Genomic DNA, 14,565 nt, shown 5'->3' with positions numbered 1-14,565 from the left:
CAACTCGCCCAGAACCGGGCAAGTTCGGGGGAGGGACCGGCAGGACGTCACAGCCACGCCGCGGCGTCGGCGCCCCAAGGACCCGGCGGACGGGCCCAGTCGGCCGGACCGCCGGCGTAGGACACCGGCGGCAGGGCGTACCGCAGCCGCCCGAGCGGGCTGTCCCGCTCGGTGAGCCAGGGCTCAGGCCCTCCGTACGCCCCGGCGTGCTCGCCCCGCGTCCCTCCCGTGCCGTCCGGGCGGAATCCGTCCAGGAGCCATCCCGCGGTCCGAGCCAGGGACAGCCGCACGAGGCGGCTGCCGCCCTCCCGCGTCTGGTCGGTCAGCGACCGCAGTACGGCGGCCGCCAGCAGATGGCCGGTGCCGTGGTCGAGGGCCTGCGCGGGCAGGGCCCCGGGGCGTTCCGCGGACCCCTCGACGGCGGCGATGCCGGTGGCCGCCTGCACCAGGCTGTCGAAGCCGCGCCGCCCGGCCCACGGGCCGTCGACGCCCCAGGCCGACAGCTGGGCCACGACCAGTCCCGGCCGGCGCTCGGCCAGGGCCCGGGGGGAGAGCCCGAACCGGTCCAGGGCACCCGGCCGGTACCCCGTGACGACGACGTCCGCCCCGGCCAGCAGGTCCTCGAACGCCGCCCGGCCGGACGCCAGGTCCAGCGTCGCCGACCGCTTCCCGAAGCCCGTGTCGGCGTGCTGGTCGGCCAGTTCGGGCAGTCCGGGCGGGTCCACGCGCAGGACGTCCGCCCCGAGCAGCGCGAGCGTGCGGGTGGCGACCGGGCCCGCGATGACCCGGGTCAGGTCCAGGACGCGCAGTCCGGCGACGGGCGAGGCGACACCCGCCGGGGCGGGCGCGAGCACGCGCCCGGGGGCCGAGTCCAGCCGCTCCCGCTCGACCAGGGGACGCCGGGCCACCGCCGCTCCCTGCTCGTGTGCCGCCCACTGGGCCGGTGTGCGCAGTGCGACCGCCAGGCCGCCGGCGGCGTACACCGCCTCCTCGGCGTCCAGGGCGGCCCGTTCGCCGAGCGCCGCCGCGACGAGCGCCGGGTCGTCCGGCAGGTCCAGGGCGGAGAGCAGGCGCCCGCGGTGATGGGGGTAGTTCGCGTGCGTCCGCAGCCATCCGTCGGCGGTGCGCCAGAACCGGGACAGCGGTGCGAAGGACACCGGTTCGCGGCCGGCGATGCGCAGACGGCGCTCACTGGTGAACGCGGTGGCGACGGCTCCGTCGTCCACGCGCACGCCGGGCACGCGCGTGAGTCCTTCGCGCCGCGCCGCCAGTTCGGCGGCGGCCAGCGCGCACACGCCGACGCAGATCCGGGCTGACTCCCGCACGGGAAGGCGCCCCACCAGGGCACCCTCCCGCACGGTCGTCGTCACGCCCCGAAGAAGGGCGGTGTCACCGCCCAGGGCGGACCAGGCGTACGCGAAATCAGTCATGACTGCACCATGCAGTATGGACCGGATCAACGTGTACGCCGGTCCGGCATCCCGGCTAGCGGGTCACCGCGTCCAGCGCGTCGGCCATGCCCCAGCCGTAGAAGCCGTTGCGGTTCTTCGGCCCCTCGCACACCGCGTCGGCCTTGCCGTCGCCGTCGATGTCGTACGGCTTGGTGCACGGCGTGGCGTCGGCCTCCGCGTACAGCAGCGCCTTGACCATGGCCGGGGAGGCGTGCGGGTGCGTCGACTTGATCAGCGCGGCTACACCGGCGACGTGCGGCGACGCCATCGACGTACCGGCCATGTAGCCCCACGTGCCGCCGGGCAGCGTGCCCAGGATCAGGCCGCTGGTCGCCGGGGGCGCCGGGGTCTGGTAGGCGGTCGAGTCGCCGCCGGGCGCGGCGATGTCGATGATGCCCCGGCCGTAGTTGGAGAAGGACGACTTCAGACCCTTCGCGCCGGTCGCCGCGACCGTGACCACACCCGGCAGCTGGGTCGGGATGTCGTAGCACTCCGACGGGTCCACCACCCGGTCACCGGGCGTGGTGTCGTTGGGGGAGGACGGGTCGAGGATCTCGTCGGACGCGAGGTCGTAGTTCTCGTTGCCGGCCGCGGCGACGTTGACCGCGCCCTTCTTCTCCGCGTACCGCGAGGCCCGCGAGACGGCCTCGACGAGCGCCTTCTGGTCCGGGTCGTTCTTGCAGTTGAAGTACCAAGGGTCGGTGTAGTAGCTGTTGTTGGTCACGTCGACGCCGTGCTCGGCCGCCCACATGAAGCCGCAGACCACGGCCTCCGTGTAGAAGAAGCCGTCCGGGTTGGACACCTTGATGCCCGCGACCTTCACGCCCGGCGCCACGCCGGTCATGCCGACGCCGTTCTTGGCGGCGGCGATCTCCCCGGCCACGTGCGTGCCGTGCGGGCTCTCCGCCGCGCTCGGCCGCCAGGCGCCGTCGGTGGTGTCCGGCTTGCCCGCCACGCAGTTGACCGACGCCTGCCGGTCGAAGTTCGGCGCGATGTCCGGGTGCGTGTCGTCGACGCCGGTGTCGATGACGGCGACGGTCACCTTGCTGCTGCCCAGCGACTTCTCGTGCGCCTTGTCCGCCTTGATGGCGGGCAGGTCCCACTGGAGGGACTCCAGCGGGTCCTGGCCCGCGGCGGACTGCGCGGCGGCAGCCTCCCGCGCGGTGAGCACCTTCGGCGCGCCGACGTCGGTCGTCGCCGCCGAGGGCAGCGGCGCGGTGCGCGTGGCACCGGCCGACTGCACGCCGTGCGCCCTGCGCACGGTCTTCGCGAAGTCCGGGTTCGCCGAGTGGACGACGACCACGCCGATCCGGTCGTACGACGTCACGATCGTGCCGCCGGCCTTGGCTATCGCCCGCTTCACCTGCGCCGAAGGCCCGTGCCCGGGCTGCACGTTGACGACGTAGCTGAGCGAGGACGCGGCGGCGGCCGGGGCGGCCTCGGCCGCGGAGGCCTGGATGTTGGGCAGGAAGGCGAGGGCCGTGGCCAGGGCCATACCGGCCGGGATCGCGACGGCGCGGCGGTGACGGGAGTGAGGCGCTGTCATGAGCGAGGTCTCCAGTTCATGAGAGAGGGGAGGGACGAGCGGAGCGGGACGCTTCACCGCGCGCAGCGCGTCCCCGGCCCCGCGGCCCCCGGCGGGAGGCCGGGCGACGCGGTCAGCGACAGCACGACCGGTACGGCGGGAGAGAGCCGACGTCTGGAACGCAGATGAATCATGGGGTCTCCACTTCATCCGGAAAACGGACCGGCCCGGGACACAGGTGGTGCTCGGGCAGGTTCATGACCCAGTGGTGCAGGGCGAAGCTATCCCCCGAAGTCGCTGGCCAGCAATGACCTTCCACAAGTGACTTGGGAAAGTGCCGCGGGTGTTGAACCGGGCCCCGCGAGGCGCCGTGTCGTTGGACAGGGAGCCCGAGCACCATCAGGCCCCCGCGAGAACACCGAGGTACAAGCCGTCATGTCCGTCGTACGAGGAGACTCCGTGGCCACCGACGCACCGCCCCCCTCGAAAGAGGAGCCCGCCTCGCAAGAGGAACACCGACTCCCCTCCGCCGAGGAGTTCTCCGAGGTGCAGCAGAGTGCGGAGTTCGCCGAACTGCGCCGCTCCTTCCGCTCCTTCGCCTTCCCGCTGACGATCGCCTTCGTCGCCTGGTACCTGCTCTACGTGCTGCTGTCGAACTACGCCGGCGGCTTCATGGGCACCAAGCTGTTCGGCAACATCAACGTCGCGTTCGTCTTCGGCCTCGCCCAGTTCGTCACCACGTTCCTCATCGCCTGGTGGTACTCGCGGCACGCCGCCGCGAAGCTCGACCCCAAGGCCGAGGCCATCAAGTCCCGGATGGAGGGCGGCGCATGAGCCCCGCACAGACCGTCTTCGCCGCCGAGCTGGCCGCCAACGAGGCGAGCGAGCACCGGCCGCTGATCATCACGCTCTTCTCCGTCTTCGTCGTCGCGACCCTCTTCATCACCGTCTGGGCCGGCCGCCAGACCAAGGACGCGGCCGACTTCTACGCGGGCGGCCGGTCCTTCAGCGCCTTCCAGAACGGCCTCGCCGTCTCCGGCGACTACATGTCGGCCGCGTCCTTCCTCGGCATCGCCGGCGCCATCGCCCTCTTCGGCTACGACGGCTTCCTGTACTCCATCGGCTTCCTGGTCGCCTGGCTGGTCGCCCTGCTCCTGGTCGCCGAACCGCTCAGGAACTCCGGCCGCTACACGATGGGCGACGTCCTCGCGTACCGCATGCGCCAGCGCCCCGTGCGCACCGCCGCCGGTACCTCCACGATCGTCGTGTCGATCTTCTACCTGCTGGCCCAGATGGCCGGCGCGGGCGTCCTCGTCTCCCTGCTGCTCGGCATCACCTCCGACGCGGGCAAGATCCTCATCGTCGCCCTCGTCGGCGTCCTGATGATCGTCTACGTCACCATCGGCGGCATGAAGGGCACCACCTGGGTCCAGATGGTCAAGGCGGTGCTGCTGATCGGCGGCACCATCCTGATCACCTTCCTGGTGCTGCTGAAGTTCGACTTCAACATCTCCGACCTGCTCGGCAAGGCCGCCGAGAACAGCGGCGCGGGCTCCGCCTTCCTGGAGCCCGGCCTGCAGTACGGCGCTACCGGTACCACCAAGCTCGACTTCATCTCCCTGGGCATCGCCCTGGTGCTCGGCACCGCGGGCCTGCCGCACATCCTGATCCGCTTCTACACCGTGCCCAACGCCAAGGCCGCCCGTAAGTCCGTGAACTGGGCGATCGGCATCATCGGCGCCTTCTACCTGATGACCATCGCCCTCGGCTTCGGCGCGGCGGCGCTCATCGGCAAGGACGAGATCATCGCGTCCAACCCGTCCGGCAACACGGCCGCGCCACTGCTCGCGCTGCACGTGGGCGGCGTCGACTCGGCCTGGGGCGCGATCCTGCTGGCCACGATCTCGGCGGTGGCCTTCGCGACGATCCTCGCCGTGGTCGCGGGCCTCACCCTCGCCTCGTCCTCGTCCTTCGCGCACGACATCTACGCCAACGTCATCCGCAAGGGGCGGGCGACCGAGAAGGAGGAGATGCGGGCGGCCCGCTGGGCGACCGTCTTCATCGGCATCGTCTCCATCGCGCTCGGTGCCCTGGCCCGCGACCTGAACGTGGCCGGTCTGGTCGCCCTGGCCTTCGCGGTCGCGGCCTCCGCCAACCTGCCGACGATCCTCTACAGCCTGTTCTGGAAGCGGTTCACCACCCAGGGCGCCCTGTGGTCGATCTACGGCGGTCTGATCGTCGCCGTCGGCCTGGTGCTCTTCTCGCCCGTCGTCTCCGGCGACCCGAAGGCGATGTTCCCGGACGTCGACTTCGCCTGGTTCCCGCTGAAGAACCCGGGCATCATCTCCATCCCGTTCGGCTTCCTCATGGGCTGGCTCGGCACGGTCCTGTCCAAGGAGGAGCCCGACAAGGCGAAGTACGCGGAGCTCGAGGTCCGGTCGCTGACCGGCACGGGCGCCCACTGATCCCACCCCGCCGCGGCCCCGTCGTAGATCCCTACGACGGGGCCGCGCCGCACGTCGTAGGGATCGGGCCGCTGTCGTTGTCGGCGTGGTCACGTAGGCTCGCAGGTGTCGGAGGAGAGAAGCGCTCCGCCGATCCGCGTCGAGGAGGGGGCCCACGTGCTCATCGACACCTACGGCCGAGTGGCCACCGACCTGAGGGTCTCGCTGACCGACCGCTGCAACCTGCGCTGCACGTACTGCATGCCGGAAGAGGGCCTGCAGTGGCTGGCCAAACCCGACCTGCTCACGGACGACGAGATCGTCCGCCTCATCGACATCGCGGTCACCTCCCTCGGCATCGAGGAGGTGCGCTTCACCGGCGGCGAGCCGCTGCTGCGGCCCGGCCTCGTCGGCATCGTCGAGCGCGTCGCCGCCCTCGGACCGCGCCCCCAGATGTCCCTCACCACCAACGGCATCGGCCTCAGGCGCACGGCGGAGGCCCTGAAGGCCGCGGGCCTGGACCGGGTGAACGTCTCGCTGGACACGCTGCGCCCGGACGTCTTCAAGACCCTCACCCGCCGGGACCGCCACAAGGACGTCCTGGAGGGCCTGGCGGCCGCCCGCGAGGCCGGCCTGACCCCGGTGAAGGTGAACTCGGTCCTGATGCCCGGCCTCAACGACGACGAGGCCCCCGACCTGCTGTCCTGGGCCGTCGAGCACGATTACGAGCTGCGCTTCATCGAGCAGATGCCCCTGGACGCCCAGCACGGCTGGAAGCGCGAGGGCATGGTCACCGCCGGTGACATCCTCGCCTCCCTGCGCACCCGCTTCGAGCTGACCGCCGAGGGCTCCGAGGAGCGCGGCTCGGCCCCCGCCGAGCGCTGGCTCGTGGACGGCGGCCCGCACCGCGTCGGTGTCATCGCCTCCGTCACCCGCCCGTTCTGCTCGGCCTGCGACCGCACCCGCCTGACCGCCGACGGACAGGTGCGCACCTGCCTGTTCGCCACCGAGGAGACCGACCTGCGCGCCGCCCTGCGCTCCGGCGCCCCGGACGAGGAGATCGCCCGCATCTGGCGGCTGGCGATGTGGGGCAAGAAGGCGGGCGCGGGCCTGGACGACCCGTCGTTCGTCCAGCCCGACCGGCCGATGTCGGCGATCGGCGGCTAGCGGGCGCAGCCCGGACCACGCCGCAGGCCACCGCCGGCGTCCGGCCGACGCCGGCGACCGGACGCGGTGCGTGCGGCCTCGGCGCGCACGAGGCCTGCCCGTCGACGACCCCGGCGACCGGGCCCGCCCTTGCCCGGCGACGACCCCGGCGACCGGGCCCGCTCTTGCCCGGCGACGACCCCGGCGACCGGGCCCGCGCTTGCTCGGCGACGACCCCGGCGACCGGGCCCGGCCCGCCCCTGCCCGGCCGCGCGCCGTCAGCTCTGCGCGGTCCGCCTGCGCGGCTCCCGCCTGGGCCGGGGCGGCGCGTCCGCCTCGCCGAACAGCTGCGGGTGCCGCGCCCGTACCGTCTCGACGTCGGCGAAAACCTGCCGCAGATGCCCGCGCAGCGCCTCGGCGGCGCCCCGCGCGTCCCGCCGCTCCACCGCGTCCACGACATCCGTGTGCTGCCGCACGAGGAGGGCGAGCTGGTCCTCCAGGGGCAGGGTGAGGCGGCGTGCCCGGTCCAGGTGCGCCTTGGCGTGGTGCACCAGGGACCACGCCTCGGGATGCCCGGCCGCCGCCATCAGCCGGGCGTGGAACTCCTCGTCCAGCCGGAAGAACGTCTCGGGATCGCCGCGCCGCTCGGCGTCCGTCTGCGCGGCGAGCAGCGCCCTCAGCTCCAGGACGTCCCGCTGATCGGCCCGCTCCACACCGTCCCGCAACGCCGCCAGCTCCAGTGCCTCACGGACGAACTGGGCAGACGCGATGTCCTGTTCCCGCAGCCGTGAGACAAATGTCCCAAGCTGCGGATAGACGTCGACCAGGCCCTCCTCGGCGAGCAGGATGAGACTCTCGCGGACCGGGGTGCGGCTGACGCCCAGCTCCGCCGCCAGCTCGTTCTCCGACAGCGGTGTGCCGGGCTGGAGCTCGAGCCCCACGATCCTGGCGCGCAGCAGCTCGTGCACCAGTTGCCGGGCGTTCCCGCCCCGTGCCCGCGCCGCGTGCAGTCCTGACGGGGTCATCGGTGCCCTCCGAAGCCTTGACGATGTCTGACGTACTTGTATGGTAGCCGACGAACCACGAGGTCGCACGGCCCATGGCGTCCTCCGTGCCGCTCCGGCACGGAAGCCCCCTGTACGGCCCGGTGACCCCCTGCAAGGAGGCAGGCAGATGCGCGACACCCACAGCCCGGCACAGACACCTCCGAGGGAGCTGCGACGGACCGTCACGGCCTCCGTGATCGGCACGATCGCCGAGTACTACGACTTCTTCATCTACGGCACCGCCTCGGCGCTGGTCTTCAACAAGATCTTCTTCCCCGAGGTCGATCCCACCGTGGGCACCCTGGCCTCGTTCTCGACCTATGCGGTCGGCTTCTTCGCCCGACCGCTCGGCGGCCTGGTCTGGGGGCACATCGGCGACCGCGTGGGCCGCAAGAAGGCGCTCATCTTCACGCTGCTGCTGACCGGCATCGGCACCTTCCTCGTCGGCCTGATGCCCACCTACAACCAGATCGGCATCTGGGCCGCGGTCATCCTGGTCCTGGTCCGGCTGATCCAGGGCTTCGGCGTCGGCGGTGAGCAGGGCGGCGCCATCCTGCTCACCGCGGAGGCCGCACCGCCGCACCGGCGCGGCTTCCTCGCCAGCTTCGTGCAGCTCGGCTCGCCGGCCGCCTACCTGATCCCGACCGGCCTGTTCGCCCTGCTGACCGCGACCCTCTCCGAGGAGGCCTTCCTCTCCTGGGGCTGGCGCATCCCGTTCCTGCTGAGCGCGCTGGTGGTCGTCTTCGGCCTCGTCGTGCGCCTGAAGATCAACGAGTCGGAGACCTTCAAGGCCGCCAAGGAGACCCAGGCCCACCGGACCTCCCCGCTGAAACTGCTCGCCCGCGAGCACAAGCGCGAACTGTTCGGCGGCCTGTTCGCCAAGTTCGTCGAGGCCGCGGTCTTCCCGTTCTACACCGTCTTCCTGGTCAGCTACGGCAAGGAGCACGGCGTCGAGGACAGCGTGATCCTCAACGCCGTGATGATCGCCATCGTCTGCGAGCTGGTCACCCTCCCGCTGCTCGGGCGCCTCACCGACAAGGTCGGCCGCCGCCCGGTCTACCTGGCCGCCGCGCTGCTCAACCTGGTCCTGGTCGTCCCGGCCTTCAAGGCGATAGAGACCGGCGACACGGCAGTGATCGTGGCGCTGCTGATCGCCGGTCTCGCCCTCGGACACGCCGGCACCTACGCCCCGCAGGCCTCGTACTTCCCCGAGCTGTTCCCGGCCCGCGCCCGCTACAGCGGTGTCTCCGTGGTCTGGCAGTTCGGCTCCATGATCGCCTCCGGCCCCTTCACCGTGGTCGCCGCGGCCCTGCTGCTCGCCGGCGACGGCTCGTTCACCTGGGTCGCCGTCTACGTCTCGGCGCTGATCCTGGTCTCCGTCGTGTCCCTGCTCCGGTTCATGCCGGAGACGGCACCCGCCAGGCGCAACGGCGTCGAGTACGCCGACTGGGGCCCCGCCGGGCACTCCGCCGAGACGGCCGACACCACCGTGCACGCCGGCTCCCCCGCCGGCCACTGATCCACTCTGCTCCCCAGAAGGGCTGCTCCTTTGGCCACCATCACCGACGCGAAGGTCATCGTGACCTCGCCGGGCCGCAACTTCGTCACCCTCAGGCTCACCACCTCCGACGGGGTCACCGGCCTCGGCGACGCCACCCTCAACGGCCGTGAACTCGCCGTCGCCTCCTACCTGAAGGACCACCTCGTCCCGCTGCTGATCGGCCGCGACGCCGACCGCATCGAGGACATGTGGCAGTACCTCTACAAGGGTGCCTACTGGCGCCGCGGCCCCGTCACCATGACGGCGATCTCCGCCGTCGACATCGCCCTGTGGGACATCAAGGGCAAGGTCGCGGGCATGCCCGTCTACGACCTGCTGGGCGGCAGGGCACGCGAGGGCGCCCTGGTGTACGGCCACGCGAGCGGTGCCACGGCGGACGAACTGATGGACGACGTCGCCCGGTTCCTCGACCTGGGCTACCGGGCGGTCCGCGCGCAGACCGCGGTGCCCGGCGTGGCGGGAACGTACGGTGTCCGCAAGGGCAGCATCTACGAGCCCGCGGCAGCCGCCCTGCCCGAGGAGCAGCTCTGGGACACCGAGAAGTACCTGGACTTCGCGCCCCGCTACCTCACCGGGATCCGGGAGAAGTTCGGCTTCGGCTTCCACCTGCTGCACGACGTCCACCACCGCCTCACCCCCACGGAGGCCGGACGCCTGGGCCGGCGGCTGGAGGACGTCCGCCTGTTCTGGATGGAGGACCCTTCCCCGGCCGAGCTCCAGGAGAACTTCCGGCAGATCAGGCAGTCGACGACCACCCCGATCGCGGTCGGCGAGGTGTTCAACTCCATCTGGGACTGCCAGCAGCTCATCACCGAGCGGCTGATCGACTACATCCGCTGCTCCGTCGCCCACGCGGGAGGCATCACCCACCTGCGGCGCATCTTCAACCTGGCCGAGCTGTACCAGGTCCGCACCGGCTCGCACGGAGCCACCGACCTGTCGCCGGTCTCCATGTCCGCCGCCGTCCACCTGGACGTGACGGTGCCCAACTTCGGGATCCAGGAGTACATGGAACACGCCCCGGTCACCCACGAGGTGTTCCGGCCCACCTACGAGCTCCGCGACGGCGCGCTGCACCCCTCCGAGGCCCCCGGGCTCGGCGTGGAGCTCGACGAGGAGGCCGCGGCCCGCTTCCCGTACGACCCCAAGTACCTCCCGGTGGGCCGGCGCGCGGACGGGTCGGTGCACGACTGGTGACCAGGCTCGATCGCACCGCACTCGCCTCGCTGCCCGCCGGCACCGGACCACTGGCCGATCCCCGCGCCCTGCGCACCCGGATCGTCCACCTCGGCCTCGGCGCCTTCCACCGGGCCCACCAGGCCGTCCACACGGAGCAGGCCGAGGCCCTGCACGGCGGCGGCTGGGGCATCGCGGGCTTCTCCCAGCGCTCACGCTCCGTGCTGGAGGCACTGCGCCCGCAGGACGGCCTCTACTCGCTGACCCTGCGCACCCCCGAGGGCCCGCGCACCCGAGTGGTCGGGCAGCTCGCCGAGGTGCGCCACGCCGCCGACGACGCGGCCCGCCTGCGTGAGCTGCTCGCCTCTCCCGAGGTGAGCGTGGTGACCTCCACCGTCACCGAGAAGGGCTACTGGCGCGCGGCCGACGGCGGCCTCGACCTCCGCGCGGCGCCGGTCGCCGCCGATCTGGCGGGCGGGCCCGAGCCGGTCACCGTGGTCGGGCAGCTGGCACACGGCCTGCGGGCCAGACGGGCCACCTCGCGGGCACCGCTCTCGGTGGTGTGCTGCGACAACATGGCCGACAACGGCAAAGTGGTCGCCCGCCTGGTACGCGACTACGTGCAGGCGACCGGCTGGCCGGACACCGACCTGCTCCTGGAGTGGATCGCCGACCAGGTCGCCTTCCCGTCCACGGTCGTCGACCGCATCGTGCCCGCGGCCACCGACGCCGACCGTGACGCGGCGAGCGCGGTGCTCGGCGTGCGCGACGAAGGCGCGGTGGCCGGCGAGCCGTTCACCCAGTGGGTCCTCCAGGACACCTTCGCCGCACAGCGGCCCCGCTGGGAGGACACCGGCGCACGCTTCGTGCCGGACGTCGCCCCGTACCAGGTGATGAAGCTGCGCCTGCTCAACGGCAGCCACACGCTCCTGAGCTGCCTCGGCCTCGCGGACGGCCGCGAGACCGTCGCGGACGCCGTCACCGCCCCCTGGGGCGAGCCGGTGCTCCGCGCCTACGCGGCGGAGGTCGCCCGCACCCTGCCCGGCGACCTGGACGTCGAGGGCTACGTCGACAGCCTGGTCGCGCGCTTCGGCAACCCCGCGATGCGGCACCTCCTGCGGCAGATCGCCACCGACGGCTCCCTGAAGGTGACCGAGCGCTGGCTCCCCCCGCTGCGCGCGCTGCGCTCCGCCGGCCTGCCCGCGCCCGTCCTCACCGGCGCCCTCGCCGGCTGGGTCCGCCACACGCGCGACCAGCGGCTCGACGATCCGGCGGCCGACCGCATCCACGCGGTGTGGCGCACGACCGGACGCGGGGGAGCGGTACGAGAACTGCTCGCCCTCCTCGGCGCCCCGGACCTCGCCGAGGACACCCCCTTCGTGACCGCCGTCGAGGAACGCGTCGCCGCCCTGGACACGGCCGGCCCGACGGCACTGCTCCACTGACCCACGGCCCGCCGGGCAGCCCCCGGCCGGGGCGGCTCAGGAGCGCTCGGCGGCCTGCCAGTCCTCGAACCTGGCGACGTCCTTCAGGAAGCCCCGCACCCCGAGGAACTGGGACAGGTGCTCCCGGTGCTCCTCGCAGGCGAGCCACGTCTTGCGGCGCTCCGGGGTGTGGACCTTCGGGTTGTTCCACGCCAGCACCCACACGGCGGCCTCGCGGCAGCCCTTGGCGGAGCAGATCGGGGTCGGTTCGTCACTCACAGGTTCGTCTCACAACTCACGGAAAAAGGCGACGCCGAGCAGCCACGGGGGGAGCTGCCCGGCGTCGGTCCGTCGCTCCGACGGGGGATGCGGAGCGCGTACGAAGTATGTCACGGGTCACCCGCCACCCGGCACCGGAACAACATGATTGATCTGAGCCTTTCTTGAGCCTGGCGCGGAATCGACGCCCGCCCCGGGCGGTGCCCGGGCGCGCGATCACCGCCTCCCCGGCGGTCACGACGTGCCGTGCGGCTCACCCGCGTGGCCCGGCGCCGGACCCGGCTCCGCGTCCTCCGGGACGGATTCCGCGCGGCCGTCCTCGGCCCGCGAGGCCGTGATCATCGGCGGGGCGGGCACCGTCACGAACGTCGACGGCAGCGACGGCGCGTTCTCCCGTCCCGCGTTCGCGATCACGACCGCGATGTAGGGCAGCACCGCGCCGAGGACCAGCGCCACGATCGAGACGTGCCGTTCCACGTTCCACAGGCAGGCCGCGAGGATGACCGAAACCGTGCGGACCGACATCGAGATGACATAGCGGCGCTGCCGCCCGCGCACGTCCTCCTGGAGACCCGTACGGGCCCCGGTGATCCGAAAGACCTCTGTGTTCTGTCCGCCGCCCAGCTTCCGCATCACGTTCCACCAACCGCCCGCATCGGTCTTTCCCCGCCCCGCTTCCGTCCGCGGCCGCTCGGGGACCCCGGTCTCGGACGACTCCACGTTACGCCGCGTCCAGGCCTCGGACGAGACCGGGTCGCCCCGGGCCGGGGCGCCCGGCGTGCGCCGCGCCACGTAGGCGGAAGCCCCGTTCGGCCGTACCCGGCATGCGCCGTTCGCGGTACGCCCGAAGACTGGCGGCAATGCTCACCTAGAGCCGTACGAGGGAGGCAGCCATGGGCTGGTTGTGGGCGATCATCGTCGGATTCGTGCTCGGTCTGATCGCCAAGGCGATCATTCCGGGGAAGCAGCACAGCCCCCTGTGGCTGACCACCATCTTCGGCATGCTCGGCGCCATCGCCGGCAACGCCGTCGCGCGTGCGGTCGGCGTCGAGGCCACCTCCGGCATCGACTGGTGGCGTCACCTGTTCCAGCTGGTGGCCGCGATCATCATCGTCGCCGTCGGCGACGCCGCCTATATGGCGGTGCGGGGCAACAGGCGACGGGAACGCGCCTGACACCGTACGGCGAAGGGGCGGCCCACGGTCGCCGCACGGCACCGGGAACCGCCCCTCGTACGCACGCTCAGGCGCCGGTGACCTCCACCGCCGCCAGGTTCTTCTTGCCGCGGCGCAGCACCAGCCAGCGGCCGTGCAGCAGATCCTGAGCCGCGGGGACGGCGTCCTCGCCGGCGACCTTGACGTTGTTCACGTAGGCGCCGCCCTCCTTGACCGTGCGGCGCGCGGCGGACTTGCTGGCCACCAGACCGGTCTCGGCGAACAGGTCCACCACCGGACCCAGTTCGGCGACCTTCACGTGCGGCAGCTCGCTCAGGGCCGCGGCCAGCGTCCGGTCGTCCAGCTCCGACAGCTCGCCCTGGCCGAAGAGCGCCTTGGACGCGGCGATCACCGCGGCGGTCTGGTCGGCGCCGTGCACCAGCGTCGTCAGCTCCTCCGCCAGCGCGCGCTGCGCGGCCCGGGCCTGCGGACGCTCCTCCGTCTGCTTCTCCAGCTCCTCGAGCTCCGCACGGGACCTGAAGGACAGGATGCGCATGTAGGTCGAGATGTCCCGGTCGTCCACGTTCAGCCAGAACTGGTAGAACGCGTACGGCGTCGTCATCTCCGGGTCGAGCCAGACCGCGCCGCCCTCGGTCTTGCCGAACTTGGTGCCGTCCGCCTTGGTCATCAGCGGCGTCGCGTAGGCGTGCACGCCGGCGTCCGGCTCCAGCCGGTGCAGCAGGTCGAGGCCGGCCGTGAGGTTGCCCCACTGGTCGCTGCCGCCCTGCTGCATCGTGCAGCCGTAGCGCCGGTAGAGCTGGAGGAAGTCCATGGCCTGCAGCAGCTGGTAGCTGAACTCCGTGTAGCTGATGCCCTCGGAGGACTCCAGCCGCCGGGCCACGGAGTCCTTGGTCAGCATCTTGTTGACGCGGAAGTGCTTGCCGATGTCCCGCAGGAACTCGATCGCGGACAGGTTCTGCGTCCAGTCCAGGTTGTTGACCATCACGGCCGCGTTCTCGCCCTCGAAGGACAGGAACGGCTCGATCTGGCCGCGCAGCCGCTCGACCCAGCCCGCGACCGTCTCCGGCGAGTTCAGCGTGCGCTCCGCGGTCGGACGCGGGTCGCCGATCTGGCCCGTGGCCCCGCCGACCAGCGCCAGCGGCCGGTGTCCGGCCTGCTGGAGCCGGCGCACGGTGAGCACCTGCACCAGGTGCCCGACGTGCAGGGACGGCGCGGTCGGGTCGAAGCCGCAATAGAACGTGACGGGACCGTCCGCGAGCGCCTTGCGCAAAGCGTCCTCGTCGGTGGACTGGGCGAACAGCCCGCGCCACTTCAGCTCGTCGACGATGTCCGTCACGG

General features: G+C 72.0%; 13 protein-coding genes. 7 read left to right on the top strand and 6 right to left on the bottom strand.

Features of this window, described 5'->3' with window-relative positions; translation table 11 throughout:
- Window positions 1-47: 47 nt before the first annotated feature.
- Both ACGF3H_RS00225 and ACGF3H_RS00220 read right to left on the bottom strand, forming a co-directional pair.
- Window positions 48-1,430, bottom strand: coding sequence for a CoA transferase (locus ACGF3H_RS00225; RefSeq protein WP_362493811.1), 1,383 nt, complete (start codon window positions 1,428-1,430; stop codon window positions 48-50).
- A 55-nt stretch (window positions 1,431-1,485) separates the two neighbouring features.
- Complete coding sequence (locus ACGF3H_RS00220; RefSeq protein ID WP_362493809.1) at window positions 1,486-2,997, bottom strand: S8 family serine peptidase; 1,512 nt, start codon at window positions 2,995-2,997, stop codon at window positions 1,486-1,488.
- Window positions 2,998-3,435: 438 nt separating this feature from the next.
- Between ACGF3H_RS00220 and ACGF3H_RS00215 the strand changes: the two genes are divergently transcribed.
- The 3 genes from ACGF3H_RS00215 to moaA all read left to right on the top strand — a co-directional run bounded on the left by ACGF3H_RS00215 (window position 3,436) and on the right by moaA (window position 6,587).
- Window positions 3,436-3,810, top strand: coding sequence for a DUF485 domain-containing protein (locus ACGF3H_RS00215; protein WP_362493807.1), 375 nt, complete (start codon window positions 3,436-3,438; stop codon window positions 3,808-3,810).
- Window positions 3,807-5,441 (top strand): cation acetate symporter, encoded by a 1,635-nt coding sequence (locus tag ACGF3H_RS00210; RefSeq protein ID WP_362493804.1) that lies wholly within the window; start codon window positions 3,807-3,809, stop codon window positions 5,439-5,441. The genes ACGF3H_RS00215 and ACGF3H_RS00210 overlap by 4 nt, the downstream gene beginning before the upstream one ends.
- 156 nt (window positions 5,442-5,597) lie before the next feature.
- Window positions 5,598-6,587, top strand: coding sequence for a GTP 3',8-cyclase MoaA (gene moaA / locus ACGF3H_RS00205; protein ID WP_362494015.1), 990 nt, complete (start codon window positions 5,598-5,600; stop codon window positions 6,585-6,587).
- Between the two features lie 257 nt (window positions 6,588-6,844).
- Here moaA and ACGF3H_RS00200 read toward each other — a convergent pair whose 3' ends face one another.
- Window positions 6,845-7,591, bottom strand: a complete 747-nt coding sequence (locus ACGF3H_RS00200) for a GntR family transcriptional regulator (protein ID WP_362493801.1) — start codon at window positions 7,589-7,591, stop codon at window positions 6,845-6,847.
- A 148-nt stretch (window positions 7,592-7,739) separates the two neighbouring features.
- Here ACGF3H_RS00200 and ACGF3H_RS00195 point away from each other — a divergent pair, with 148 nt between their 5' ends.
- Genes ACGF3H_RS00195 through ACGF3H_RS00185 form a run of 3 tightly spaced genes read left to right on the top strand, consistent with a single transcriptional unit; the run spans window position 7,740 to window position 11,794 of the window.
- Window positions 7,740-9,131 carry an MFS transporter gene (locus tag ACGF3H_RS00195; RefSeq protein ID WP_362493799.1) on the top strand — a complete coding sequence of 464 codons (1,392 nt, stop codon included), beginning with the start codon at window positions 7,740-7,742 and terminating at the stop codon, window positions 9,129-9,131.
- Between the two features lie 30 nt (window positions 9,132-9,161).
- Window positions 9,162-10,370 (top strand): D-mannonate dehydratase ManD, encoded by a 1,209-nt coding sequence (gene manD, locus ACGF3H_RS00190; RefSeq protein WP_362493796.1) that lies wholly within the window; start codon window positions 9,162-9,164, stop codon window positions 10,368-10,370.
- Complete coding sequence (locus tag ACGF3H_RS00185) at window positions 10,367-11,794, top strand: mannitol dehydrogenase family protein (RefSeq protein ID WP_362493793.1); 1,428 nt, start codon at window positions 10,367-10,369, stop codon at window positions 11,792-11,794. Before manD ends, ACGF3H_RS00185 begins: the two co-directional genes overlap by 4 nt.
- Before the next feature lie 36 nt (window positions 11,795-11,830).
- Here ACGF3H_RS00185 and ACGF3H_RS00180 read toward each other — a convergent pair whose 3' ends face one another.
- Entirely contained in the window at window positions 11,831-12,052 is a 222-nt protein-coding gene (locus ACGF3H_RS00180; RefSeq protein WP_362493791.1) for a hypothetical protein, read from the bottom strand.
- Between the two features lie 234 nt (window positions 12,053-12,286).
- On the bottom strand, window positions 12,287-12,685 hold the full coding sequence (locus ACGF3H_RS00175; RefSeq protein WP_362493788.1) for a DUF3099 domain-containing protein: 399 nt from the start codon (window positions 12,683-12,685) through the stop codon (window positions 12,287-12,289).
- Window positions 12,686-12,945: 260 nt separating this feature from the next.
- Between ACGF3H_RS00175 and ACGF3H_RS00170 the strand changes: the two genes are divergently transcribed.
- Window positions 12,946-13,227, top strand: a complete 282-nt coding sequence (locus ACGF3H_RS00170; protein ID WP_362493786.1) for a GlsB/YeaQ/YmgE family stress response membrane protein — start codon at window positions 12,946-12,948, stop codon at window positions 13,225-13,227.
- Window positions 13,228-13,294: 67 nt separating this feature from the next.
- Here the strand turns inward: ACGF3H_RS00170 and tyrS are convergent, their stop codons facing one another.
- Window positions 13,295-14,563 carry a tyrosine--tRNA ligase gene (gene tyrS, locus ACGF3H_RS00165; RefSeq protein ID WP_362493784.1) on the bottom strand — a complete coding sequence of 423 codons (1,269 nt, stop codon included), beginning with the start codon at window positions 14,561-14,563 and terminating at the stop codon, window positions 13,295-13,297.
- Between the last annotated feature and the right edge of the window lie 2 nt (window positions 14,564-14,565).

The organism is Streptomyces sp. NPDC048185, assembly GCF_043202495.1.
Lineage (GTDB): Bacteria > Actinomycetota > Actinomycetes > Streptomycetales > Streptomycetaceae > Streptomyces.
This window is presented reverse-complemented; position numbering and strand designations above follow the sequence as displayed.

Coding starts and splice junctions, on each gene's coding strand:
- ACGF3H_RS00225 (WP_362493811.1), bottom strand. CDS start 1,430: ATGACTGATTTCGCGTACGCCTGGTCCGCCCTGGGCGGTGACACCGCC.
- ACGF3H_RS00220 (WP_362493809.1), bottom strand. CDS start 2,997: ATGACAGCGCCTCACTCCCGTCACCGCCGCGCCGTCGCGATCCCGGCC.
- ACGF3H_RS00210 (WP_362493804.1), top strand. CDS start 3,807: ATGAGCCCCGCACAGACCGTCTTCGCCGCCGAGCTGGCCGCCAACGAG.
- ACGF3H_RS00200 (WP_362493801.1), bottom strand. CDS start 7,591: ATGACCCCGTCAGGACTGCACGCGGCGCGGGCACGGGGCGGGAACGCC.
- ACGF3H_RS00195 (WP_362493799.1), top strand. CDS start 7,740: ATGCGCGACACCCACAGCCCGGCACAGACACCTCCGAGGGAGCTGCGA.
- ACGF3H_RS00175 (WP_362493788.1), bottom strand. CDS start 12,685: ATGCGGAAGCTGGGCGGCGGACAGAACACAGAGGTCTTTCGGATCACC.
- ACGF3H_RS00170 (WP_362493786.1), top strand. CDS start 12,946: ATGGGCTGGTTGTGGGCGATCATCGTCGGATTCGTGCTCGGTCTGATC.